This is a genomic window from Pseudomonas sp. AC463, assembly GCF_979253585.1.
The window spans coordinates 114,323-139,075 of record NZ_CEEDDZ010000013.1 but is presented as its reverse complement, the minus strand read 5'-3'; the positions used below and the strand labels follow the sequence as shown (position 1 = coordinate 139,075).

Sequence of the window (24,753 nt, the reverse complement as noted above, 5' to 3'; positions counted from 1 at the left end):
ACATGTCTATAGAAAGTTCGAGCGTGCAATCGCACGGCGCTACAGTGTTGCCTGCCGAAAGTCTTGGTGTATATGGCGCGCTGTTCAGCAAGATTAACTTAAGCCCTGTTACCACGTTGGGTGGCATCGAGGTATTTCAAAACTCGGAAGCACTCTCCGAGGTGTCTGCCGATGAGCGCGTAACGGCTGCGGTCAGTGTGTTTTTGAAGTTGCTTAAACAGTCGCCGCAAAAAGTCGAACGTTTGGATAAAGTTCTGCTGGACGAACATATCGCCTCATTGGATATGCAGATCAGCCGCCAGCTTGACGCAGTCATGCACCACCCGGATTTCCAGCGTGTCGAGTCGACCTGGCGCGGCGTGAAGTCGCTGATCGACCAGACCGACTTCCGCCAGAATGTGCGCATCGAGTTGCTGGATATCAGCAAGGATCACCTGGTGCAGGACTTCGAGGACGCCCCCGAAATCGCCCAAAGCGGCTTGTACCTGCACACCTACACCCAGGAATACGACACCCCCGGCGGTGAGCCGATTGCTGCGGCCATCTCCAACTATGAATTCGACCGCAGCCCACAGGACATCGCGCTGCTGCGCAATATTTCCAAAGTGGCAGCGGCGGCCCATATGCCGTTTGTGGGTTCGGTAGGGCCGGCGTTCTTCGGCAAGGACACCATGGAAGAAGTGGCCGCGATCAAGGATATCGGCAACTACTTCGACCGCGCCGAGTACATCAAGTGGAAGGCCTTCCGTGACAGCGACGACGCACGCTATATCGGCCTGACCATGCCGCGCGTGTTGGGCCGGCTGCCTTACGGGCCAGACACCATCCCGGTACGCAGTTTCAACTACATCGAAAGCGTCAAGGGCCCGGACCACGCCAAGTACCTGTGGACCAACGCTTCGTTTGCCTTTGCGGCGAACATGGTCAAAAGCTTCATCACCAATGGCTGGTGCGTGCAGATTCGCGGGCCGCAATCAGGGGGCGCGGTGACTGAATTGCCGATCCACTTGTACGACCTTGGCACTGGCAACCAGGTCAAGATCCCCTCGGAAGTGATGATCCCGGAAACCCGCGAGTTTGAATTCGCCAACCTCGGTTTTATCCCGCTTTCGTACTACAAGAACCGCGACTACGCGTGTTTCTTCTCGGCCAACTCCGCGCAAAAACCGGCGCTGTATGACACGCCCGACGCCACCGCCAACAGTCGGATCAACGCGCGCCTGCCCTACATCTTCCTGCTCTCACGCATCGCCCATTACCTGAAGCTGATCCAGCGCGAAAACATTGGCACCACCAAGGACCGTCGCCTGCTGGAACTGGAGCTGAACAAATGGATCGGCGGCCTGGTGACCGAGATGACCGACCCCGGCGATGATTTGCAGGCCTCGCACCCGTTGCGTGACGCCAAGGTCACGGTGGAAGACATCGAGGACAACCCCGGCTTCTTCCGCGTCAAGTTGTATGCGGTGCCGCACTTCCAGGTCGAGGGCATGGACGTGAACCTGTCGCTGGTTTCGCAAATGCCCAAGGCCAAGGCCTAAGCCACTTCTCAGGGAATGACGTGATGAAAATCGACCGCCCCCTGTGGGCAGCGGGAGCCTTGCTGTCGCCGCAACAATTCCAGCAGCAGGCGCGCTGGGAGGCTTGGACCAACGAAAGCCTGGCGCATCTGTCGCAAGTACACCCGTGGGGTGTGCTGGGGGTCGGGTTCGACATGGACGCCTTGCGCCTGGGGAAACTCAAGGCCACCCAAATGCGTGTACGCATGCCCGATGGCACCTTGGTGGACACCGATCAGGTAGATCGCCTGCCGCCTGCATTGGAGCTGGCGCAATTGCTGGTCGAAGCTGATCAGCAAGCGATCTTGCACCTGGCCTTGCCGCTGGAGCAGGCCAATGGCAACAATTGCCTGTTCGACGGCGGGCGAGCTGATCGCCCCCTGCGTTATCGCCAGGCCTGGCGTGAAGTCCAGGATATTTATGCCGACGAGACGCAGTCGATCGGTGTGCTCGAACACGCCCTGAGCCTGCGCCTGGACACGGATGACAACGCCGACTACCTGACCTGCCCGGTCGCACGCCTGGTGCGTGACGGGCAGGGCGCCTGGGCTCTCGACCCGGCCTATGTGCCGCCGCTGTTGAGTTTCGCTGCGCATCCGGGGTTGTTGAACCAGCTGGACAACCTGCTGACGCAGCTCTCCGCCAAGCGGCAACGGCTGATGGGCATGCGCCGCGAAAGCAATCAGCGCATGGCCGACTTTGCGGTGGCGGATGTGTCGCTGTTCTGGTTGCTCAACGCGTTGAACACCTATCAGCCGGTATTGGCGGATCTCAAGGCGTTTCCCGCGCGGCACCCGGAGCAGGTCTACCAGCAACTGATCAAGCTGGCCGGCAGCCTGCTGACGTTTTCGCTGGAACACGATATCGACAGGATTCCGGCCTACCGGCATGAACACCTGGAAGCCGTATTCCCGCCATTGATGCATACCCTCTCGCTGCTGCTGGAAGCCAGCCTGCCGTCGCGGGTGATTGCCTTGGTGCTGGAAGAACACGGCGCCAATCGCTGGCAGGTCACGCTGAATGACCCGCGCTTGCGCGAGCGTGATGGGGCTGATTTTTACCTGTCGGTGCGTTGCCGTCTGCCGGCCGCGCAGTTGCAGGACCAATTCCCGCGCCTGTGCAAGATCGGCACGCCCGACGACGTCAACCACCTGGTCAACGTCGCACTCGATGGCGTGCCGTTGCAGTCCCTCAGCCATGTGCCGGCGGCGATTCCGTTACGCCTGGAAAACCAGTATTTCGCGCTCGGTCTCAGCCACCCCAAGGGCCAGGCCATGCTGGATGAAGGCGTCTGTGCGTTCTATGTGCCAAGTACCTTGGCCGACGTGAAGCTTGAACTGTTTGCGGTATTGCGCTCATGAACCCGCTGGATATCGATGCACTGTTGCAAGACACCTATCTGCTGGTGGTTGAGTTGCGCCAGGGCGCCAGCGTGCAGAACGGCCGCGAACTGATGCAACTGTGCGTGGGGCAGGTTGAGCTGGTGCGGCAGGCGCTCAAGCAGGCGGGCCTCAGCCAGCGCAACGTGGAGCGTATCAGCCACGCGCAATGTGCGTTGCTGGATGAAGCCGTGCTCACGTCCGCCAACGCAGACGCACGGGACTTATGGGCCAGCGAGCCGTTACAGGCCAGGTTTTTCAATCGCCATCAGGCGGGCGAATTTCTGTACGAGGACATGCGCGAAGTGTTGCGCGAGCCTGCGCCCGATCGGCATGTAATGACGGTCTTTCAACGGATATTGATGTTGGGGTTTCGTGGCCGTTACCGAGAGCTGAGTGATCCCGAGCGTGAGCAATTATTGGTTGCCCTCGGCGCCCGGGTCACGCCCCTTGGTATCAGTCAGCATCTGGTAACGCAGGCGGGACGAGTCAACTGGATTGCACGGGTGACCTGGCTGCGTTCACCGCTGATGCATGTTGTGGCGGTGGCGGCATTGCTGACAGCCACGTGGTGGGGGTTGGATCACCTGTTGAGCGGCACGATTGGCTCGCTCTTGCCTGGGCAGGGATGAAGATGAGCGTTCATTTGCGCCGAATCCTTTACCTGTGGACGGGGGCACTGGCTCTCGCGTTGCTGGTCATCGTTCCACTCGAACTGTGGATGCGAGTCTCTGGCATGTTGGCCGTAACGGGTTGTGTTGCGCTGGCCTGGGTTTTGTCTGGGCGCCGTGCCATTCAACAACGTGAGTTGTTTGCCGACAGCCCGGCTTTGCCTGCGGCTGCATTTCGTGGCCCTGTCGTGTTGGTCTGCGGCGACGGCTTGACTGGCCTGTTTGGTCCGCTTCCTGCTGAACAGATGGCCCTGCGCGTGACCGTACAAGGTTGCTATGTCCGTGTCCCCAGCCTGGACCAACTGCCCGCTGTCACCGATGGCATCCTGGCCCAGCGCCCTGACTGGGGCGCGCAACTCAGTGTGATGTTCTGCGTCAACCCGGGCGAACACAGCGACGGTGCCGTGCTCGCTGGGCAGGTGCGTGCTTTCAGCCACCAGCTGGGCTTGGCGCGCAAACGTGGCCTGGCGTTGCCGCTGTTGCTGGTGAGCTACCTGCAAACCCAGGGGGACGAGCCGTGGTTCAGTTGGGACAACGGCCAGCCCGACGCCCGTGTGCGTAACGCGGGCGCTTGCGTCAGTTTGCGTGAGTGGCAGCAGCACAGCGCAGATTCATCCACACAAGCGGCGCGGATGCACGCGAGTGTACAGCTCGCCAGCGTCGTGGCCTGGCTGTATGACGCGGTGCTGCCACACAGCTCTTCCAGCCTGGCTGCGGTCTGCGCAGTCAAGTTGGTACCGGCATTGCCAAATACCGTGCAGGGCAATCTATGGCAGCAATGGTTGCGTAGCAGGGTTGCACTGGCCGACACCCGACCGCGGGTGGCGGATGCGACCCTGCCGTTCCCGGACCCTCTACTCAACCTGCTTGCGCGTGGCCCGCGGCGCGCGCCGCTACAACGGGCAAGCATCGCTGCGCTGTGGTTATTCGCCGTTGCCGGTGTCGCTGCGCTCGGCAGCTCGGCGTGGCAGAACACTTTGTTGCTGCGCCAGATCAATGACGATATGCGCCGCTATGCCGCCATTCCCCAGCCAACCCAGCGTGAGCAGCGCGAGTTTATCTGGCGTGAAGAGGCCATGACCGTGCTTCGCCAGGACGCCCGCCGTCTGGATTCTTACTACCGATACGGTGCGCCCCTGGCCCTCGGCTTGGGTTTGTACCGTGGAGAACGCCTGCGTGCGCCGGTGCTGGCTGTGTTGGCCGCACATGTCGAGCCTGCGCCGACCGCCGCGCCCGTACGCAGTGCCGGCACGGTACGGCTGGATAGCCTGTCGCTGTTTGCCACCGGCAGTGCCGAGCTTAAGCCGGGCTCCACCAAGGTCCTGATCAATGCGCTGGTTGGCATCAAGGCCCAGCCGGGCTGGCTGATTGTGATCGCCGGGCACACCGACGCCACCGGCGACGCGCACAAAAACCTGCAGTTATCCCGCGCTCGCGCCGCTGCCGTGCACGCCTGGATGCAGCAGATGGGCGGCATTCCCGACAGCTGTTTCGCGGTGCAGGGCTTCGGCGCCAGCCAACCGATCAACACCAATGACACCGAGGCGGGGCGTGCTGCCAACCGCCGCGTTGATATCCGTCTGGTACCTGAGGCAGGGGCGTGCGCGCTCTCCACAGCGCCGGACAGGCAACCCCCTGTCGCATCCCGCGACATTTAAATTTCCAAGAAAAGGAGCTTCAACCCATGGCAATTCCTGTTTACCTCTGGCTGCAAGACGACGGTGGCGCAAACATCAAAGGCTCGGTGGACGTGCAAAAGCGCGAAGGCAGCATCGAAGTTATTGCCCAGGACCACAGCCTGTACATCCCCACCGACAACAACACCGGCAAATTGACCGGCACACGCGTACACACCCCGTTTCTGTTTTCCAAGGAAATCGATGCGTCCAGCCCTTACCTTTACAAGGCCGTGACCACCGGGCAAACCCTCAAGAGTGCCGAGTTCAAGTGGTACCGCATTGATGATGCGGGGCAGGAAGTCGAGTACTTCGTCACCACGCTGGAAAACGTCAAGGTGGTGAAAGTCGCGCCAAAAATGCACGACGTCAAAGACCCAAGCAAAGAAAAACACAACCACCTGGAGCAGATCGAGCTGCGCTACGAGAAGGTCACCTGGACCTACAAGGACGGCAACATCATCCACTCCGACTCGTGGAATGAACGCCAAAGCGCTTGATGCGCGTGGGGCAGCAGGCGCGTGTTTGCCTGCTGCTTCTGGTTCCAACACTCGAAGATCCAGAACAAGGATGTAACCGTATGGCACAGAACTCCACCCGCTTGCTTCGTCGCCTCAACCCCTACTGCGCCCAGGCGTTAAGTGCGGCGGCCACCTTGTGCCAAAGCCGCGCGCACGCGCACATCAGCATTGAACACTGGCTGCTAAAACTGCTGGAGCAGGGCGAGGGCGACCTGACCCTGATCGGTCGCCGTTACGAATGGGATATGGACGCCCTCTGGCATGGCCTGCTTGACCATCTCGATAGCCTGCCGCGCAGCGTGCAAGGTAAACCGCAGCTGTGCGCCAAACTGCAACAGCTTATAAAAAATGCGTGGATGCGGGCTTCCCTGGACGGCAATAACAACACGCTGCGCTCGGCCCACCTGCTCGGTGCGCTGTTGGAAACGCCGAACCTGCTGGTGTGCGACGCCGCATGGCCATTGTTCAGTATCAGCGATACCCAGTTACAACGGTTGTTTGAGTTGCTTGATCAACATTCCGAAGAACGCCCGCAACTGCAGCAAGAAGCGGCACTCGAGTGCATCGAAGTGCCCGCCGCATCCAGCACTGAATCGTCCGAAGCCCTGAAAATCACCCTGGACCGGTTCACCCACGACGTGACCGCCAAAGCCTGGGCAGGGCAGATCGATCCGGTGTTCGGCCGCGACGACGAGATTCGCCAGGTCATCGATATTCTCAGCCGTCGACGCAAGAACAACCCGATTCTGGTGGGCGAGCCCGGCGTCGGTAAGACCGCGCTGGTCGAAGGCCTGGCCTTGCGCATCGTCGAAGGCAGCGTGCCCGACAGCCTCAAGCAGGTCAGCGTGCGCATTCTGGACCTGGGCTTATTGCAGGCCGGCGCCGGGGTAAAAGGCGAATTCGAACAACGCCTGAAAAACGTCATCGAAGCCGTACAACTGTCACCCAACCCGATTCTGCTGTTTATCGATGAAGCCCACACGCTGATCGGCGCCGGCAACCAGGCCGGCGGTGCGGATGCCGCCAACCTGCTCAAACCCGCCCTGGCCCGTGGCGAATTGCGCACCATCGCCGCCACCACCTGGAGCGAATACAAGCAGTATTTCGAACGTGATGCGGCCCTGGAACGACGCTTCCAGAGGGTCAAGGTCGATGAACCGGATGATGCGACTGCCTGCCTGATGCTGCGCGGCCTCAAGGCGCGTTACGCCAAACATCACGGCGTGCACATCCAGGACGCGGCGGTGCAGGCCGCCGTGACCCTCTCGCGCCGCTACCTCACCGGCCGCCAACTGCCGGACAAAGCAATCGACCTGCTCGACACCGCCAGCGCCCGAGTGCGCATGAGCCTGGACTGCGAGCCCCAGGCGCTCGTCCGCCTGCGCGCTCGGCAAGTTGCCTTGGACCTGGAGGGCCAGGCGTTGGAGCAGGATCAGCAGTTCGGTGACGACAGCGCCGAGGATCGCCTGACGGCAATTGCCGCACAACACGCCGAGCTGCACCGCCAATCCCTCGATTTGGAAGACCGATACCAACACGAACTTGACCTGACCCAACAACTGATTGAAGCGCGCCAGGCGCAGCCGCTGCAACGGGAGACCTGCGCAGCGTTGCAGCGACAATTGAGCGATATCCAGCAGCCATTGCTATCACTCGACGTCGACGCCCGCAGCGTGGCCGAAGTCATCGCCGACTGGACCGGCATCCCCCTGGGCAGCCTGCTCAAGGACGAACAAGCCAGTCTGCTCGAATTGGAACACCAACTCGCCGAGCAAGTGATCGGCCAAGCCCCTGCGCTCAGGGCCCTGGCCCAACGCCTGCGTGCCGCCAAGACCGGCCTCACCGACGACAAAGCCCCACTGGGCGTGTTCCTGCTGGTCGGCACCAGCGGCGTCGGCAAAACCGAAACCGCCCTGGCCCTGGCCGACAAACTGTTCGGCGGCGAAAAGTCGCTGATCACCCTCAACCTGTCGGAGTACCAGGAAGCCCACACCGTCAGCCAACTCAAAGGCTCGCCGCCCGGTTACGTGGGCTACGGCCAGGGCGGCGTGCTCACCGAAGCCGTGCGCCAACGCCCCTACAGCGTGGTGCTGCTCGATGAAGTCGAAAAGGCGCATCGCGACGTACTCAACCTGTTTTACCAAGTCTTCGACCGCGGCTGCATGCGCGACGGCGAAGGGCGCCAAATCGACTTTCGCAACACCGTCATTCTCATGACCTCCAACCTCGGCAGCGATCAACTGCAAACCTGCCTGCAAGAGCGTCCCGACGCGCCCGACAGCATCCTGCACGAACTGCTGCGCCCGATCCTGCGTGAACACTTCCAACCGGCCTTGCTCGCGCGTTTCCAAACCCTGATCTACCGCCCACTGCAAGCCGACGCATTGCAGAGCATCGTCGCCATCAAACTCGCCCAGGTGGCCAAGCGCTTGCAGCGCCACTACGGCCTGGATTGCCAGATCGACGCCGTCCTCAACCAAGCCTTGGTCGCCGCCTGCCTGCTACCCGACACCGGCGCGCGCAACATCGACAGCCTGCTTAACCAGCAGATCCTGCCCGTGCTGAGCCAGCAATTGCTGCAACGCCAGGCCGCGCGCCTGAAAACCCTCGGCGTGACGCTGGGTTATAGCGAGACGGAGGGTGTGCTGCTGCATTTCACCGATGTACCCGAGACGGCCCGGCCCGTTGCGATGGAGGTATGAGCATGCTTGATGGATTGCGGACTTTCTTCGACCACAGCCGCCACACCCTGAGTGTGCGCAAGGTCGAAGCCCGGCTCGATGTCTTGGCCTTCACGGGCGAAGAACACCTCAGCCAGCCCTACAGCTACACCGTGGAATTCACCAGCACCGAGCGTGACCTGGCGGCAGATTCCTTGCTCGGCCAGGACGCCCGTTTCAGCCTGCACGCCGCAGCGCCAAAAAAACGTTCGTTTCTGGACCTTAGTGCAGAGGAAATCAAACCGCTGCGCACCCTGTATGGCGTGGTCACCGGCTTCACACGCAACTCCGGCTCCAGCGACCAGGCCAGTTATGCCGTCACTTTGCAGCCGCGCCTGGCGCTACTGGCGCGCGGTCGGCAGTACCGCATCTACCAGCACCAATCCGTGCCGGAAATCGTCGAAAGCATCCTGCGTAACCGCCACGGCTTCCTTGGCCAGGACTTCCTGTTCAGCCTGAAACGCGACTACCCCCGGCGCGAACAGGTGATGCAATACGGCGAAAGCGACCTGGACTTTATCGCCCGCCTGCTGGCCGAGGTCGGCATCTGGTACCGCTTCACCGCTGACGACCGCCTGGGTATCGACGTGGTCGAGTTCTGCGACGATCAACGCCTCTATCAGTTCGGCCTTGAGCTGCCATTGCGCCCGCAGTCCGGGCTCGGCAGCACTGGGCAGGACGGAGTGTGGCAACTGCAATCGAGCCACGCGGTGGTCGAGAAGCAGGTGCATATCCGCGCCTACCAGCACCGCGACGCCCGCGCCGACCTGAGCGGCGAAATCGACCAGACACGCGGCGCCACCACCACCTACGGCGAGGCTTACCACTACGCCGAACCCTATAGCGCGCTTGGCGACCGCTTGGATCAGGACGAACGCCTGCTAAGCGAAAGCGGCTACTTTTATGCCCGCCTGCGTCACGAGCGCTATCTCAACGAGCAAACCCGACTCAGCGGCATCAGCAGCAGTGCGATTCTGGTACCGGGGCAGGTGCTCAAAGTGTCCGGCGGTGCGCCTGAGGCCTTCACGCTCGGCGCAGTAATCACCGGGCTGACCACCACGGCCGCGCGCGACAGCAGTTTCATCGCCACTTTCAAGGCGATGCCCTATTCGGAAAGCGTGTGCTTTCGCCCGCCGCTCAAGGCCAAACCGCAAATCGCCGGCACCGTCCCGGCCCGCGTCACCAGTTCGCGGGTCAACGACCCGTATGCGCATATCGACCTGGAAGGCCGCTACCGCGTCAACTTCCTGTTCGACCGCGACAGCTGGAAAACCGGCCAGGAAAGCGTCTGGCTCCGCCTGGCCCGCCCGTACGCCGGCGACACCCACGGCCTGCACCTGCCGCTGATAGCCGGCACCGAAGTCGCCATCGCCTTCGAACAAGGCGACCCGGACCGCCCCTACATCGCCCATGCCCTGCACGACAGCCGGCATGTGGACCACGTGACCATGCGCAACGACAAACGCAACGTGCTGCGTACCCCGGCGAACAACAAGCTGCGCATGGATGACCAGCGTGGGCAGGAGCACGTCAAGCTCAGTACCGAGCATGGCGGCAAGAGCCAGCTGAACCTGGGGCATTTGGTCGATGCCGAGCGCAATAAACGTGGGGAGGGTTTTGAGCTGCGCACTGACGGTTGGGGGGCGATCCGAGGGGGTAAAGGGCTTTTTATCAGTGCCGATGAGCAGGTTAAGGCCGGCGGTGAGCAGCTCGATATGGACGCCGCCATTCAGCAGTTGCAAGGCGCACTATCACTGGCGCGCTCCCTGGCTCAGGCAGCGCGTAAGGCTGAAGTGACACCTGGTGATCTCAATAGCCAGCTGGGTCTACTTGAGGCCCTCACGGGGTTGGCGCAACCGGGAGCACTGTTGCATGCCCCGGCGGGTATCGGCGTACTCAGCCCTAAAGCCATATGCCTGGCTTCCGGCACAGAAAGCGTCGGCATCATGGCCGCCCATAACGCCGACATCGGTGCCGGGCGCGACATCACCGCAACCGCCGAGGGAGGGGTCAGCGTCTTGGCGCAAAGTGCCGACCTGCAACTCAAGGCGGCGCACGGCAAGGTCGAACTGCACGCTCAGGCCAGCGACGTTGACGTTCAAGCCCAGGCCGACATCAACATCGAGAGCGTCGATGGCCGTATCCAGATCAGTGCCCCGCAAGAGCTGGTACTTAACTGTGGAGGTGCCTATATCCGCTTGAAGGACGGCGATATAGAGCTGGGGGCGCCTGGCAACATCTACCTTAAAGCTACGGATGTGCACAAGTTCGGCAGTAACCGGCTCGAGACTCCGGCATCACCGTTGCCTGCAGGTTATGCGGGTGGGTACAGCCTGAAAGATGCAGCTCAGGTACCAATGCCATTCACCCGTTATCAAATAACCACTGAGCAAGGTGAAATTTTCAACGGCACCACGGACAAGGATGGCTTGACCATGAGTGTCCATACCTTGGTGCCGGGAGACTTGAAGATAGAATTGCCGCAAGCAGTCATCTATGACGAGCAGCTGCGTTTGATTGGCCCGAGTGGTGAACAGGTAAACACTGTTCAGTATTCCGCCACTCTGGCGGACGGTACTACGTTTGAGGGCGTAACAGACGCACAAGGTTATACGCAACGTATTGTGACCAAGGCGCCAACTCAAATAACTCAAGTAGCACTTTCACCGCCAGAAAATGCAGAGGGAGTTTGTTGTGCCGCCAGTCATGCACAAGCCGCGTTAGTGATTGATTTGGTTTCAAGTAATATTTTTACCAACGATACGAATGTCGATAACTCGATAAGGGATGTTCCTCTTCCCAAAGGCAAGAAGCGTTCGCTGACACCGGGAGAAATCGCGATGGCAGGCACGATATTCCGGGACGCTGTGAATTACAGCAAAGTGAAGGTGCATCACGGTGGTTGGTGGTTGTTTGCAGGTATGCAAAATACGGCGGTAACACCGAATGGGGAGATGTATTACCCGGCGAGTACCGAGTACTACCGGGACGATTTCTCCGATACGGCTTCCGATAGAGACAAAGCGTTGTTCATGCATGAGATGACGCATGTATGGCAGTACCAACTGGGTTATCCGGTGAAGCGCAAGGGCCTGACGGTCACCAGTCGCGGCGCGGCTGCTTATCGCTACACCTTGTATGAAGAGGGAGTGATTGCTGATTACAACATGGAGCAGCAAGGCGAAATTATCTCGGATTATTATTTGATTTGTGTGGTGGGCAACCCGCGCGGCGTGTGGAATCGAGCCAATAGCAACAAGAGCCCGCAACTGCTGGCGACGACACTTGAGTACCTGCTTCAAAATCCTGCTGACACAGCACATCTTCCACGTTGAGAGGGATATATGAACTATGTATTTTCTTTGGTCATCCTTCCATGGCTGATAGTTGAAAGTGTTTATGCAACTTCATTTGGGCTTAGAGAGGTGGGCGTTGTGGTTTCGATCAATGACAAGCCCGCTCTTTGTTTGCCTGAATATGCAAAAAGTGATTTTGCCGTGGGGTGGGTATCGCTAACAGAAAGCTATCGGAAAAATCCACCCGCGTGGGGGGCGTCCCTTTTGCCAGGAGTTAAACCGCTGGCGTTGAAGCCCGGCGGTTGTATGGTTTTTGAAGATGTGCCGGAGGGATATGAACCCGATACTTATGAGGTGAGCGCGGGTCCTTTGAAACTTGAAGTTAATCGGACTTATATATTCAGCCTAAGTAATGCTTATAGCCCCAGGGACAGCTACGACGCCACGTTCTGCGTAAACAAAACCGCTACAGGCACCCTTGAATACCTTCAATACACCCGGCTGGCGGATGGCAGCCAGATCACGCCTGCGTGTGATGGCAAACGTAACGGCGTTTTTTCAGTTCAAGGCGTAACAGGAGCTGGCGATAAATGAACAGTCCACACCACCGCACCGATACGCTCAACCCCCGTAAAGACTTTATTGTCGGCAAACAGAAACAGCATTGGGTCGAATTCCAATTACTGGACGAACAGGGCGAACCGCTGGCGAATATCCCTTATCGCGCGGTTAACGACGCCACGCGAGCGGCGTGCGCCCCAGAGTGCGCCGGCCAAAGCGATGCCCAGGGCGTGATCCGCCTGGAGGGCCTGCACCCGCTGGCAGTGACCTTATTGCTGTCGGCCAATCCGCTGGCCGAGGTACTTAAAACCCGACGCTTGCGCGCGCTGCGTGCCGAATTGCCGGTGTCGTCGCCGTTGCAGCCCTACCGCTATGACCCGCCGCCAACGGGGTTCTCGCCCATCGAGAAACGAGCCTTGGCGGACGGGCACCGTTATCACTATCTGCGTATCGGGCAGTTGTGCGATCAAAAGCCCGATTTTGAACCGCCCCTGGCAGACCCGAGTCATCTCCCGCCGTTCCACTTTCCGGACAAGGCATTCAGTGGGTTTACGCTCGGTTTCGAGGCGCTGAATCGCCGGCATGTGCTGGAAGTCTGTCCCTTCCGAGCCTGGTCGTTGATCCTGCATCACCAGCCTGAATACAGCATGGCCAATGCCTATAACCTTGGCTTGATGGCCAACCTCTCCTACAGCACTGTCACCCAGGCGGTGTTGGAGCAACGCCCTAGCACCGACGCCAGTACCATCGCAGGCTCGGTGGAGGAGTTCTTTTTCCGCCAGTGCCTGGACCTGTCGCGCACGCCGATCATGATCGACGGCAAGGGCACATGCCTGCCGGCGCTGGTGGTCGACGTGCCTTTTGACCAGCGCTACACCACAGCGGTGATGCTCGATTCGCTGACCGCCGAGCGCCCGCCGGCGGGCTCCGGGATACCGCTGCTGACCATCGAAAATACCCAGCTGTTCTATTGCATCAACCAGACCCAGGTGCTCGTGGCCTGGCGCGGGACCCAGGAGCTCACGGACTGGTTCACCGACGCCCTGTATCGCCCTATGCCGGCCGATGGCAGTGGGTGTGATTTGAAGACGGCGTGCACGCCGCTGACGGAGGTGGGCAGTGTGCATTACGGGTTTTTGCAGGCGTTTGAGGTGGCTAAGGTTTTGTTTCCTAAACGCTTCGCTGAGATTCGGGAGGCGTTAGCTAATAGGAAGTTATTTATTTGTGGACATAGCTTGGGTGGCGCATTAGCACTGATCCACTCAGCTGAACAAAAAGACCGCAATCCTCTGCTCTACACCTACGGGATGCCCCGCACCTTCACTGCAAAAGCACTGGAGCGCCTAAAAGCATTTACCCACTTCCGCCATGTAAACGACGCGGACATGATCACCAGCGTACCGCCCGAGGCCGAGTTGGATAACTGGATGTACAAGGCCCTCGGCCCATTGGGCGGCAGCTTGGGCTACGTCTGGTCCGTGGGTGAACTGATGGCGGGCAAGTTGGTGAGCTTTGGCGACCCCTATTGGCATCACGGCCAGATCGCCATGTTCTACCGCGCGGACCAGCATGTGGAGTCCAAGGACACCCGCTACTCTGCCGCGCACAGAAAAGAAGCCGAGGGCCACTTCTATCGCAGCACTATTCTCAAGCGTCTGCCGCACAGCACCCGCATCTACCTGGTGCCGAGCTTGAGCGATGAGTTGAGCCGCTTCGCCGAGGAAGACCAGAGGGCCCTGATTCGCGCATTGAATCAGCAAAACCTGGCGCGCTTTTTTCCATCCCACACCAACCCCCAGCGCAGTAACCATCGCAGCGACCCGAGGGATCACTCGATGGTCGACGCCTATCTGCCATTTTTGCATAACCAGTTGCTGGAACTGAGCGACCCCGAGCGTCCACTGGAACGCAAGGCGCAACGGGCGAAGTTCCAACAGCAGATGCACACGCAAGGGGTGCCCGAAGCAGAAAGGCATCGCAACGAACAGTTCCTTGCCCTGCAGCTTTTGTTACCCATGGCGTTGCGTACCACGCGGGGGATGGAAGGCGGCCCCGAGGCCTTGCAGCGTTTCAGTCGTGAGCGCGAATTCGGCGTGTTGATCGAGATTACCCAGGCGCGCGCCTGATCAACCGGATGGCCACGGCCCAACTCACCTAAGTAGCCACAGGGGAATAGTTGAACCATGAACACTTCAAACCAAACGTTGCCCACACTCAAATTCGCCGCCCAGCATCGAGGCCATAGCCTATGAACGTTCATTTAATCCGCACGAGCGGCGTTGCGTTACTGCTATTCAGCCTCAACGGCTGCGCCCAGAACCAAGCCTTTTCCCCTGCACCGGGCGGCGAGGAGGTCAGCATCAAGGTAAAGGTCCCGCAGAATCTTGCAGCGGACCCAATGCGGGTGATGTATCGCTCGGACAAATGCCCTGTCAAACGCTCCGGTGCGGACTGGAGTACCTATGAGGAGGACGGTTACTTGTCCACTACGGTACTCCCGCAACAGCAAGGGCAGAGTGATATATATGAAGTGAAACTGCCCGTTAACGGCGCTGGCAGATGCCAGTGGAAACTGAGCAACGTGACCTTCGGAGTCACCTATGGCAACACGACCCACTTTGGAGAGAATGTAAGAGGGGGACCAGGGGGAGGGATTATTGTGATGTTCGATCATCGCCTGCCACAACAACGTTCAGCTTTTCAGCCAACGATAGAGGTTGATGGTGATGTACTGATCAGGACGGGCTATTACCCTTGGGTTAACGAGCAGTTTATTGGTAAGCATGAAAAGGTGGCTTGGTTGGTCGGCTCGGGGGAAATTTATTTATATTACCGTGCCCCAAAAGCTCGACAGGTGACGTTCGAACCATTGCTATACGCCGATCATGTTGTTTATTCGGTAGGGCCGAAGGTGCATAAAAAGGGCAATCGCAACCGATACACCTATTCCGATGGCAGTGTTGTGATGGGCGGCAGCGACCCCAGTTTCAAGAAGCTTCAAGCCATCCGCCTGGGGCAATCACAATGATTACTTTGTGGAAGGTCCGCAGCTCCTTACAGGAGCACATACAGCCCGTTACCCAAACATGCGGCGTGCTCTTGCTGCTGTTCAGCCTCAACGGTTGCGCCCAGAACCAGGCGTTTACGCCGGCACCGGATGGCGAGCAAGTCACCATCACAGTAAAGGTCCCGCAGAACCTTGCGGCGGAACCCATACGGGTGATGTACCGCTCGGAGAAATGCCCCATAAAACGCTCCGGGGCAGACTGGAGCACCTATGAAGTGGACGGTTACTTATCCACTACGGTTCAGCCGCAACAGCAGGGGCAGAGCGATCTTTATGAAGCAAAGTTACCCATCAACGGCGCAGGCAAATGCCAGTGGCGACTCAGCAATGTGACGTTTGGCGTTACGTATGCCAACACAACACATTTTGGAGAGAACGTTAAGGCTGGCCCCGGGGGCGGAGTGATTGTGATGTTTGATCACCATTTGCCACAACAACGTTCTGTTTTTCAGCCTACGATAGAGGTCGATGGAGACGTGGTGGTCAGGAAGGATTACTACCCCAGGATCAACGAACAATTTATTGGCACGCACGAAAAGCTCGTTTGGTTATTCGGAGAAGGAGAAATTTATCTGTATTACCGCGCCACAAAGGCACGGAAAGTAGCGTTTGAGCCAATGCTACATGCCGATTATGTGTTGTATTCGGTGGAGCCGAAAGTGCAGAACGAAGGCTATAGCCGCTACACATATCCCGATGGCACTGTTGTAAGCGATGGTCGTAACCCCAGCTTCAAAAAGCTTGAAGCCATCCGCCTGGGGCAATCACAATGATTACTTTGTGGAAGGTCCGCAGCTCCTTACAGGAGCACATACAGCCCGTTACCCAAACATGCGGCGTGCTATTGCTGCTGTTCAGCCTCAACGGTTGCGCCCAGAACCAGGCGTTCACGCCGGCACCGGATGGCGAGCAAGTCACCATCACAGTAAAGGTCCCGCAGAACCTTGCGGCGGAACCCATGCGGGTGATGTACCGCTCGGAGAAGTGCCCAATCAAACGCTCCGGTTCCGACTGGTCTAGTTATGAAGAGGACGGTTACTTGTCCACTACGGTCCAGCCGCAACAGCAGGGGCAGAGCGATCTTTATGAAGCGAAGTTACCTATCAACGGCGAAGGTAGATGTCAGTGGCAACTGAGCAATGTGACTTTTGGCATCACCTACAGCAACACGTCCCATTTCGGTGAAAATGTCAGGGGAGCGCCAGGAGGCGGGGTTATCGTGATGTTTGACCAGCGTCTGCCACAGCGACGTTCTGTTTTTCAGCCGACGATAAAAATCGATGGTGACGTGATAATCAGGAAGGACTACTACCCGTGGGTTAATGAACAATTTATTGGTAACCATGAAAAGGTCGCTCGGCTATTCGGTGAAGGTGAAAGCTATTTGTATTACCGCGCTCCGGCTGCTAGGGCGGTGATGTTTGAGCCGCTGTTGCATGCCAACTACGTGCTGTATTCGGTAGAACCGAAGGTGCAAAACGAGGGCTTCAGTCGCTACACATACCCCGACGGCAGCGTAGTGTCTGATGGCCGTGACCCAAGCTTCAAGAAGTTACAAGCCATCCGCCTGGGGCAATCACAATGATCACTTTGTGGAAGGTCCGCACCCCCTTACAGAAGCACATACACCCCGTTACCCAAACGTGCGGCGTGCTCTTGCTGCTGTTCAGCCTCAACGGTTGCGCCCAGAACCAGGCGTTCACGCCGGCACCGGATGGCGAGCAAGTCACCATCACCGTAAAGGTCCCGCAGAACCTTGCGGCGGAACCCATGCGGGCGACGTACCGCTCGGAGAAGTGCACGATAAAACGTTCCGGTCCCGACTGGTCTAGTTATGAAGAGGACGGTTACTTGTCCACTACGGTTCAGCCGCTACAGCAGGGACAGAGCGATCTTTATGAAGCGAAATTACCCATCAATGGCGCAGGCGGATGTCAGTGGCGACTCAGCAACGTGACCTTTGGTGTTACGTATGCCAACACAACACATTTTGGGGAGAACGTTAAGGCTGGCCCTGGGGGGGGAGTGATTGTGATGTTTGATAAACACCTACCACAACAACGTTCCGCTTTTCAGCCAACGATAGAAGTCGGCGGTGACTTAGTGGTCAGGAAAGATTATTACCCCCGAGTTAGTGAGAATTTTATTGGTGGATATAAAAAAATGGCTTGGCTAGTCGGCGAGGGTGAAATTTATTTGTATTACCGTGCCCTAAATGCTCGAAAGGTTAAGTTTGAACCAATGCTACATGCCGACTACGTCGTTCATTCCGTTGCACCAAAGGTGCATAAAGTGGGGGATTATCCTCAACTTACCTACCCTGATGGCACCGTTACTGCGACTGGTAATAAACCAAGCTTCAAAAAGCTTCAAGCCATCCGCCTGTCAAAAGAGAAAGGCCAATGAGAAAAGTCACACGATCAGCTTCAGATCTTTACCCTTGATGACGCCTTGTCTCAAATAGAGATAAAAGCCCGTCATACCTGCTTGTAGGGAATTTCCCGCAGTTAGATCTGGGCATTGTCGCGGGCGCTATTCAGTCTCGAGCTAAAAATAGGGTTCAGTGCGGAGGTATTTAAGTGAGTCGTTATAAGTGCTGTCTATTAGGGCTTGTTTTCCCTTTGCTCACAGGCTGTGGTTCATTGGGTGCGACCATTATGAATGGGCCGCAGTGCCCTTATCAGGGTGTTCATCTGGATTTTCATGCGATAACCGATTGGCAGACAATTCTGATTACAAAGGGTTTTATTATTCCGTTAATTATCATTGATCTACCTTCATCTTTCGTTGTCGACACGTTTTCTCTTGCGGCTGCTCTCGAAGCAGATAACGGTCATGCCCGTTGTCCGCGAGACTATTCCTAACGCTCAGTACTGGGCCGTTGAAAGTGCGACTGCGATTTCAGATTGTTGACCAAAATTATTGCTCTGGTAGAGAGCGATCCTTTTATGCCTATCTCTTAATGGGCAAGTTATTGGGAGTAAATAAAATGTTTCAAGGTTTTGTTCTGTTGGGTGATAAAACCACCCACGGTGGAGAAGTAACGTCTGCTTCATCCACCACCTTCGTCAACGGCAAGCCTGTCGCATTGGTCGGCGACGAAGTGCATTGCCCGTTGCCAGGGCATGGCGTTAACCGGATTGTGGAAGGTTGCCCGGACTGGTCCGAGGGCAACCGCGCGATGGTGGTCAATGGCTGCCACTGCGAATGCGGTTGCCAGGTCATTTCCAGCGCGCCCGATTGCGGGGTGGCCTAGCCATGGGCTGGGATCGACAGGCACCCAAAGTCGTAGACGTTCCAGAACCGCCTGTGCTGGGTCGTTGGTTGTTGGCGGCAGTCATGGCGGTACTGATCTGCGCACTGCTGTTTTTACTGCATGCCTCCCAACAGGTGCCGTTGCTGCTTACGCTCAATATCTGGGCGCTTGCCGGTTCGCCGTTGCTGGTCTGGGTTCTGGCGTTCGGCGCGCGTGCCTATGCCCATGGGTGTGCGCTGAGCCGTTTTCAGTTCCTGGAAGAAGAGGCGCAAATTGCCCAGCACTCCTGGCAGGCCTGGGCGCAGCGCTACCTGGGCGTGGTTGCCGGTTGTGTAGTGCTGCCTGATCAAGTGTCTGCGAGCATATTGACTTCGCCCGGCGTTGACGTGCTTTCCCGAACAGGGCAAGCGCGGCGTATTTTGGATTTACCGGCGCAGACGCAACGGGCCTGCGCCGGTTTGCAGATTCTGATCCCGGCAGTGGTGCCGGCACTGCAGGCATTGCCCATGGGGCAGGCGTTACGGGTCACGCTGCTGAGTGACGTCGACCCCAGCGACTACGATGCTCTACGTAATGCCTGGCAACAAACCTGGAACCTCACGCTGGACCGGCCGATGCCCGCAACGCTCAACCTGGCGGGCGAACTGTCGTGCCAGTGGGTCGACGACACGTTGAAGGCCGCCAGCGCTACCGTCGAGTTGATCCTGGTACTACAGGTGCACGGCAAGGACGCGTACTCCGACGGGCTTGCCGCCCTGTTGCTATGCCCGGACAGCCTGGCAAGCGCCCTGGAACTGCCTATCGCCGCTGGCTTGTTGCGCCCAATGCCATTGAACATCGAGGCGCTGGACCGCGAGTTGCCGTTATTCCTGCAAACCCAATCCAGCGCCTGCCGGGCAACCGGCCTACTGGCCGACACCGTCTGCTGGAAGCCCCTTACCGGAAAATTGCTCGCCGTCGCTGGCGCCCAAGGCGCGGCACTCAACGCGACACAGCAGTGGTTTCAGGAAGGTGTTTGCGGGCGCTCGGGGCCACTCGGTCACTGGCTGGTGATTGCCCTTGGCGTGGAAGTGGTGCGGCATCAGCGCCAGCCTTTGTTGGTGTTGACGCGAGAGCACTCGCAGCACTGGATCAGCACGCTTACCACAGGAGAGTTGGCATGAAGGTATGGAGTCATTCATGGCGCCGAGCGGGGGCAGCGATTTGGATCGTTACACTGGTAGCCGCACTCGGTTGGGCGATCTGGCGGTATGGCGACCAGGTCGGGCTGGCTGAAAATCAGCCTAAGCTGTTGGCTTTTTTGCTGATCATCACCCTCGCAATGGCAGGCAATCTGTTGCCACGCTTATTGGTGCAGCTCAAACGTCAAAACCACCGCGAGCAGGGGCGGGTGGATAAGGTTTACCCCCCACAGGATGCTCGCATGCGCTCGCCGCGTCAGTCGAGTGTGGTGCTCTCCCAGCTACGCAACCACCTACGCAAAACCCACGGTCCCCTCTGGCGCCGCAAAGTCCGCTTGCTCCTGGTCATTGGCGAAGCCGCCGAAATCAATGCCATCGCCCCCACGCTGGCGGATCAGCAGTGGTTGGAAGGCCAAGGCACTGTGCTGCTATGGGGCGGTAGTACCCAGGCTTCGGTGGATGAGTCATTCCTCAAACAATGGCGCGGTTTGAGCCGTGGGCGTGCACTGGACGGCGTCGTCTGGGCACTCAACGCCACCCAGGCCGCCGATGATGCCGCGTTGGGCGCTGGCCTGTACCAGTTGCAACGCCTGGCTCGTAGCCTGCACTGGCAATTGCCGCTGCACCTCTGGCAGGTCTGTCACAGCCCATGGTCGCAAGACAGCCGTAAGGTGCAGCCGGTGGGCTGCCTGATGCCCGGGCGCTTCTCGGCGACGGGGTTGGAAAATGCCCTGGCTCGCCTGGTTGAGCCGTTGCGCCGCGAGGGTTTGGCGCAGATCAATACGGCGATGCAGCATGATTTTTTGCTGCGCCTGTCCCGGGATTTGCAGGCTGAGGGCATTGCCCGTTGGCGTCATACGCTGGCGCCATTGTTCGGTAGTTTTACCGTTGGTGTGCTGCTGCGTGGGGTGTGGTTCAGCCTGCCTGTACGGTCCACTGAACATGATTCGAAAAATCATTGGCCGGTGACGACGGTGTGGAACGGCGTACTCGGTGATAGCCCCTACAGACGTCGATTGGGCTGGAATGCACCGCGCGTGGTCTATGCAATGACAATGGGGTTGGCTTTGCTTTGGACGGCGGGCTTGCTGCTGTCATTCGCTACCCACCGTGTACAGATCGCCCAAGTGCAGACCTCGTTGGCGGCGTTGCAGCAGGCGGGAAGTCGCGACGAACAACTGCTTGCGCTTAACGAGCTGGTGCGCGAATTGGCGCGCCTGGATTACCGCGCTGAACATGGCGCGCCCTGGTATCAGCGCTTTGGCCTCAATCAGAATCAAGACCTGCTGGCTACATTGTGGCCGCACTATGTCGACGCCAATAACCGCCTGATCCGCGACCCTGCCGCAGCCCAGTTGCAACGCCAACTCAACGCGTTGATCAGCCTGCCACCCGGCAGCGAGCAACGAGCCGAACGAGCCCAGGAGGCCCACGCGCAACTGAAGGCCTACCTGATGATGGCGAACCCGCAAAGGGCAGACGCAACGTTTCTGAACAAGGCCAAACCGCTGCGCGACGGCCTGTCGCCGAGCCTTTGGCAGTTCTATAGCGAACATCTGGCCACCCACCCAGCCTGGGCCATCACGCCCGACCCAAGGCTGGTCGCCCAGGCCCGACGGATCCTGCTCAACCAGCTAGGCCAACGCAACGCCGAAACCACCCTGTATCAGCAACTCCTCGACACCGCCGCCCATCAATACCCTGAGCTGTACCTGCACACCCTGCTCGGTGAAACCGCTGCCCAGGCGCTGTTCAACACCGACGCGAGCGTGCCCGGCGTGTTCACCCGCCAGGCCTGGGAAGGGCAGGTACGCCAGGCCATCGACGACATCGCCGAGGCGCGCCGTGAGGAAATCGACTGGGTACTCAGCGACAACCAGGCGGATATCGCCAGCGAGTTGACTGCAGATGAACTCCGCGAGCGCCTCACCGAACGTTACTTCCAGGATTACGCCAGCGCCTGGCTGAGCTTTCTCAACAGCCTGCGCTGGCAAGAGGCAAGCAGCCTTGACGAAGTTATTGACCAGCTAACGCTGATGAGCGACGTACGCCAATCCCCGCTGATTGCGTTGATGAACACCGTGGCCTATCAAGGCCAGGCCGGTACTCGCCCCCAGGCCCTGGCCGACTCGCTGGTGAAGTCGGCGCAAAAGCTGATCGGGCAGGACAAGGCTCCAGTGATCGACCAGAGGATCGACCTTCCCAGCAGCCCATTGGACGCCACCTTCGGCCCGCTGTTGGCGTTACTCGGCAAAGGCCCCGAGGGCAAGACCGCCGCCGATAGCCTGAGCCTGCAAGCCTTTTTGAACCGTGTAACCCGCGTACGCCTGAAGTTGCAGCAAGTCAGCAGCGCACCGGATCCGCTGGAAATGACCCAGGCCCTGGCGCAGACCGTGTTCCAGGGCCGCAGCATCGACCTGACCGACACCCAATCCTACGGCAGCCTGATGGCCGCAAGCTTGGGCGCGCAGTGGAGCACGGTGGCGCAAACGCTGTTCGTGCAGCCGCTGGAGCACGCCTGGCAACGGGTGTTGCAACCCTCGGCCGCAGGAATCAACAGCCAATGGCAACGCTCGATCGTCAGCCCTTGGAACGATGCCTTTGCCAGCCGTTATCCCTTTGCGGCCACCGCCAGCGACACCTCTTTGCCGATGCTGGGGCAGATGATCCGTGCGGACTCCGGGCGCATCGAGCAGTTTTTACAGCGGCAACTGAGCGGCGTGTTGCGCAAGGAGGGTAACCGTTGGGTGGCCGACCCGCGCCACAGCCAGGGGCTGCGTTTCAACCCGCAATTTCTGACTGCCATCAACCAACTCAGCGACCTGGCCGATTTGCTCTACACCGACGGTGGCATGGGCTTGAGCTTCGAGCTGCAAGGCAAGGCCGTGCGCGATGTGGTGCAAACCACCTTCATCCTCAATGGTGATAAACACCACTATTTCAACCAGAGGGAAAGCTGGCAGCGCTTCAACTGGCCGGGGCGCAGCGACTATCCCGGTGCGAGCCTGAGCTGGACCAGCGTGCACACCGGCGAACGGCTGTTCGGCGACTACCCCGGCACCTGGGGCCTGATCCGTCTGCTGGAAAAAGCCCAGGTCACGCCCTTGGATGACGGCGACAGCCGCTACCGCATGGTGCTCAAGGCGCCCGACGGTTTGAGCCTGGTGTGGCACTTGCGTACCGAGCTGGATGCGGGGCCATTGGCGTTGCTCAAATTAAGAAGCTTCAAGCTGCCCCAGCAGATATTTCTCAGCGAGTACGTCGCTGAAAACGGGGGGGTCCAATGAGCCTGCGCGCCTTGATCGCCCGTTGCCTGGGAGAACGTGATGCAGTGTCTGTCGCCCGTGAACAGGCCGCCCAATGGCAACCCTGGCTGGAGCCCATCAGCGCCGAGTCCCCGGTCGGTGAAGACCCCGGCTACGACGATGATTTCCAGCGCATGCGCGAAGAGGTCAACAAGCTCTCGGGCGCGGACGCCGAGCAGGTGGCGCTGTTGGCCGAGAAGCTGCTGACCCACAGCTGCAAGGACCTGCGCGTCGCCACCTACTACCTGTGGGCGCGCCTGCACCAGCGCGGCGAAGTCGGTCTGGCCGATGGCCTCAGCTTGCTGGCGGCACTGGTGGAGGGTTTTGCCGACGCGGTGCTGCCCGTCCGCCCCAACAGCCGCAAGATGGCCCTGGAGTGGTTGGCCAGCGGCAAGGTGCTGGACACGCTGTCGTTGTACCCGGAAGTGGTCAAGGCCGAGGCTGAGCGCACCGCAGCGGCACTCGCCTGGTTGGAGCGCGGGCTGAACCTGTGGCCGCAGGAGCAACGCCCGGACCTGGCGCCGCTGTATGCCGCCCTGGCGGCGCGGCTGGCGCAATCGGGCGGCTTGGACGCAGTGGTGCCCCAGCACACCGTCAGTCAGGATTCAGCCGCAACCACTGCGATCAAATCCGGGCGCGACCTGTTGGACAGCAGCCGCGCCTTGGCCGCCTACCTGCGCGACCAACCCCTTGGCTGGCTGGCCGCTCATCGCCTGATGAAGAGCCTGCGCTGGGACACGGTGCATCAAACCCCGCCGCAAGAGGCGAACGGCAACACCCGCCTGACCCCACCCAGAAGTGACTACCGCGCACAGCTCAAACGCCTGTACCTGCAACAAAGCTGGACGGAGTTGATCGAGCAGGTCGAGCGCATCTATGCCGAAGGGGTCAACCATTTCTGGCTGGATTTGCAGTGGTACCTGTATCAGGCCCTGCGCAAACAACCCGCGCCGCAGGATCGCTGGGCCGATATCGCCAAGCGTGACCTGGGCATGTTCCTCGAGCGCCTGCCAGGCCTGGAAGTGCTGTGCTGGAACGATGGCAGCCCGTTCGCCGATGCCACGACCCGCGAGTGGATCACCCAGCACGTCAGCGGCAACCAACCCCGGCAATGGCTGCCCGTCGCTTCGGTGGCGCCCGTCACCGGCGATACCGACATTTTGTCCCTGGAGGGCGAGGCCGTGGCCCAGGCCGACAGTGACGGCGTGGATCAGGCGCTGGCCTGGCTGGCGGCACGCCCGGGCATCCACACCGGCCGCCAACGCTGGTTGCTGCGTCTGCTGATGGCGCGTGTTGCCGAGCAGTATGGCAAGGGCGACCTGGCCATTCACCTGCTGGCGGAGCTGGATGCCACGGCACAGCGCCAGGCCTTGGCCGAGTGGGAGCCGCAGCTGAATTTCGAGGTCAAGGCGCGCCTGCTCAAACTGTTGCGCGTGAAAGCCCAGCGCAATGACGCCGACAAACCCACCTTGGCGCGACGCATGGACACCCTGCTGGCATCACTGGTGGCCATCGACCCGGTCCGCGCCGCAGTGCTGTGCGGCTGACCTCTCTACATCAG

18 protein-coding genes are annotated in these 24,753 nt (G+C 59.5%); all 18 read left to right on the top strand.

The window, feature by feature from the left end:
* Positions 1-2: 2 nt before the first annotated feature.
* The 18 genes from tssC to tssA all read left to right on the top strand — a co-directional run bounded on the left by tssC (position 3) and on the right by tssA (position 24,739).
* Positions 3-1,541: a type VI secretion system contractile sheath large subunit gene (gene tssC, locus AC0IYH_RS17815; protein ID WP_471835486.1), complete on the top strand. Its 1,539-nt coding sequence runs from the start codon at positions 3-5 to the stop codon at positions 1,539-1,541.
* A 23-nt stretch (positions 1,542-1,564) separates the two neighbouring features.
* Entirely contained in the window at positions 1,565-2,920 is a 1,356-nt protein-coding gene (gene tssK / locus AC0IYH_RS17810) for a type VI secretion system baseplate subunit TssK (RefSeq protein WP_471835484.1), read from the top strand.
* Positions 2,917-3,570, top strand: coding sequence for a type VI secretion system protein TssL, short form (tssL, locus tag AC0IYH_RS17805; RefSeq protein ID WP_471835482.1), 654 nt, complete (start codon positions 2,917-2,919; stop codon positions 3,568-3,570). Before tssK ends, tssL begins: the two co-directional genes overlap by 4 nt.
* A 104-nt stretch (positions 3,571-3,674) precedes the next feature.
* Positions 3,675-5,267 (top strand): OmpA family protein, encoded by a 1,593-nt coding sequence (locus tag AC0IYH_RS17800; RefSeq protein WP_471835480.1) that lies wholly within the window; start codon positions 3,675-3,677, stop codon positions 5,265-5,267.
* A 26-nt stretch (positions 5,268-5,293) separates the two neighbouring features.
* Entirely contained in the window at positions 5,294-5,785 is a 492-nt protein-coding gene (locus AC0IYH_RS17795) for an Hcp family type VI secretion system effector (RefSeq protein WP_116630165.1), read from the top strand.
* An 80-nt stretch (positions 5,786-5,865) separates the two neighbouring features.
* Positions 5,866-8,508: a type VI secretion system ATPase TssH gene (tssH, locus tag AC0IYH_RS17790; protein WP_471835478.1), complete on the top strand. Its 2,643-nt coding sequence runs from the start codon at positions 5,866-5,868 to the stop codon at positions 8,506-8,508.
* Between the two features lie 2 nt (positions 8,509-8,510).
* Positions 8,511-11,861: a type VI secretion system Vgr family protein gene (locus tag AC0IYH_RS17785; RefSeq protein WP_471835476.1), complete on the top strand. Its 3,351-nt coding sequence runs from the start codon at positions 8,511-8,513 to the stop codon at positions 11,859-11,861.
* A gap of 9 nt (positions 11,862-11,870) precedes the next feature.
* Positions 11,871-12,416: a hypothetical protein gene (locus AC0IYH_RS17780; protein WP_471835474.1), complete on the top strand. Its 546-nt coding sequence runs from the start codon at positions 11,871-11,873 to the stop codon at positions 12,414-12,416.
* Complete coding sequence (locus AC0IYH_RS17775; protein ID WP_471835473.1) at positions 12,413-14,509, top strand: lipase family protein; 2,097 nt, start codon at positions 12,413-12,415, stop codon at positions 14,507-14,509. Before AC0IYH_RS17780 ends, AC0IYH_RS17775 begins: the two co-directional genes overlap by 4 nt.
* A gap of 122 nt (positions 14,510-14,631) precedes the next feature.
* Positions 14,632-15,411 carry a hypothetical protein gene (locus AC0IYH_RS17770; RefSeq protein ID WP_471835471.1) on the top strand — a complete coding sequence of 260 codons (780 nt, stop codon included), beginning with the start codon at positions 14,632-14,634 and terminating at the stop codon, positions 15,409-15,411.
* A 65-nt stretch (positions 15,412-15,476) separates the two neighbouring features.
* Entirely contained in the window at positions 15,477-16,223 is a 747-nt protein-coding gene (locus tag AC0IYH_RS17765) for a hypothetical protein (RefSeq protein WP_471835562.1), read from the top strand.
* Positions 16,220-17,035, top strand: coding sequence for a hypothetical protein (locus AC0IYH_RS17760; RefSeq protein WP_471835469.1), 816 nt, complete (start codon positions 16,220-16,222; stop codon positions 17,033-17,035). The genes AC0IYH_RS17765 and AC0IYH_RS17760 overlap by 4 nt, the downstream gene beginning before the upstream one ends.
* 65 nt (positions 17,036-17,100) lie before the next feature.
* A complete protein-coding gene (locus AC0IYH_RS17755; protein ID WP_471835467.1) occupies positions 17,101-17,856 on the top strand; it encodes a hypothetical protein in 756 nt (251 codons plus the stop codon).
* A 251-nt stretch (positions 17,857-18,107) separates the two neighbouring features.
* Complete coding sequence (locus AC0IYH_RS17750; protein ID WP_471835560.1) at positions 18,108-18,314, top strand: YceK/YidQ family lipoprotein; 207 nt, start codon at positions 18,108-18,110, stop codon at positions 18,312-18,314.
* A 125-nt stretch (positions 18,315-18,439) separates the two neighbouring features.
* The gene (locus AC0IYH_RS17745) at positions 18,440-18,706 is read left to right on the top strand and encodes a PAAR domain-containing protein (RefSeq protein ID WP_471835466.1); all 267 of its coding nucleotides are present in this window, start codon (positions 18,440-18,442) and stop codon (positions 18,704-18,706) included.
* 2 nt (positions 18,707-18,708) lie between these two features.
* The gene (locus AC0IYH_RS17740) at positions 18,709-19,869 is read left to right on the top strand and encodes a hypothetical protein (RefSeq protein ID WP_471835464.1); all 1,161 of its coding nucleotides are present in this window, start codon (positions 18,709-18,711) and stop codon (positions 19,867-19,869) included.
* A gap of 260 nt (positions 19,870-20,129) precedes the next feature.
* Positions 20,130-23,174, top strand: coding sequence for an ImcF-related family protein (locus AC0IYH_RS17735; protein WP_471835462.1), 3,045 nt, complete (start codon positions 20,130-20,132; stop codon positions 23,172-23,174).
* The gene (gene tssA / locus AC0IYH_RS17730) at positions 23,171-24,739 is read left to right on the top strand and encodes a type VI secretion system protein TssA (protein WP_471835460.1); all 1,569 of its coding nucleotides are present in this window, start codon (positions 23,171-23,173) and stop codon (positions 24,737-24,739) included. The genes AC0IYH_RS17735 and tssA overlap by 4 nt, the downstream gene beginning before the upstream one ends.
* Positions 24,740-24,753: the final 14 nt, after the last annotated feature.

Coding starts and splice junctions, on each gene's coding strand:
- tssC (WP_471835486.1), top strand. CDS start 3: ATGTCTATAGAAAGTTCGAGCGTGCAATCGCACGGCGCTACAGTGTTG.
- tssK (WP_471835484.1), top strand. CDS start 1,565: ATGAAAATCGACCGCCCCCTGTGGGCAGCGGGAGCCTTGCTGTCGCCG.
- tssL (WP_471835482.1), top strand. CDS start 2,917: ATGAACCCGCTGGATATCGATGCACTGTTGCAAGACACCTATCTGCTG.
- AC0IYH_RS17800 (WP_471835480.1), top strand. CDS start 3,675: ATGTTGGCCGTAACGGGTTGTGTTGCGCTGGCCTGGGTTTTGTCTGGG.
- AC0IYH_RS17795 (WP_116630165.1), top strand. CDS start 5,294: ATGGCAATTCCTGTTTACCTCTGGCTGCAAGACGACGGTGGCGCAAAC.
- tssH (WP_471835478.1), top strand. CDS start 5,866: ATGGCACAGAACTCCACCCGCTTGCTTCGTCGCCTCAACCCCTACTGC.
- AC0IYH_RS17785 (WP_471835476.1), top strand. CDS start 8,511: ATGCTTGATGGATTGCGGACTTTCTTCGACCACAGCCGCCACACCCTG.
- AC0IYH_RS17780 (WP_471835474.1), top strand. CDS start 11,871: ATGAACTATGTATTTTCTTTGGTCATCCTTCCATGGCTGATAGTTGAA.
- AC0IYH_RS17775 (WP_471835473.1), top strand. CDS start 12,413: ATGAACAGTCCACACCACCGCACCGATACGCTCAACCCCCGTAAAGAC.
- AC0IYH_RS17770 (WP_471835471.1), top strand. CDS start 14,632: ATGAACGTTCATTTAATCCGCACGAGCGGCGTTGCGTTACTGCTATTC.
- AC0IYH_RS17760 (WP_471835469.1), top strand. CDS start 16,220: ATGATTACTTTGTGGAAGGTCCGCAGCTCCTTACAGGAGCACATACAG.
- AC0IYH_RS17750 (WP_471835560.1), top strand. CDS start 18,108: ATGAATGGGCCGCAGTGCCCTTATCAGGGTGTTCATCTGGATTTTCAT.
- AC0IYH_RS17745 (WP_471835466.1), top strand. CDS start 18,440: ATGTTTCAAGGTTTTGTTCTGTTGGGTGATAAAACCACCCACGGTGGA.
- AC0IYH_RS17740 (WP_471835464.1), top strand. CDS start 18,709: ATGGGCTGGGATCGACAGGCACCCAAAGTCGTAGACGTTCCAGAACCG.
- AC0IYH_RS17735 (WP_471835462.1), top strand. CDS start 20,130: ATGCGCTCGCCGCGTCAGTCGAGTGTGGTGCTCTCCCAGCTACGCAAC.
- tssA (WP_471835460.1), top strand. CDS start 23,171: ATGAGCCTGCGCGCCTTGATCGCCCGTTGCCTGGGAGAACGTGATGCA.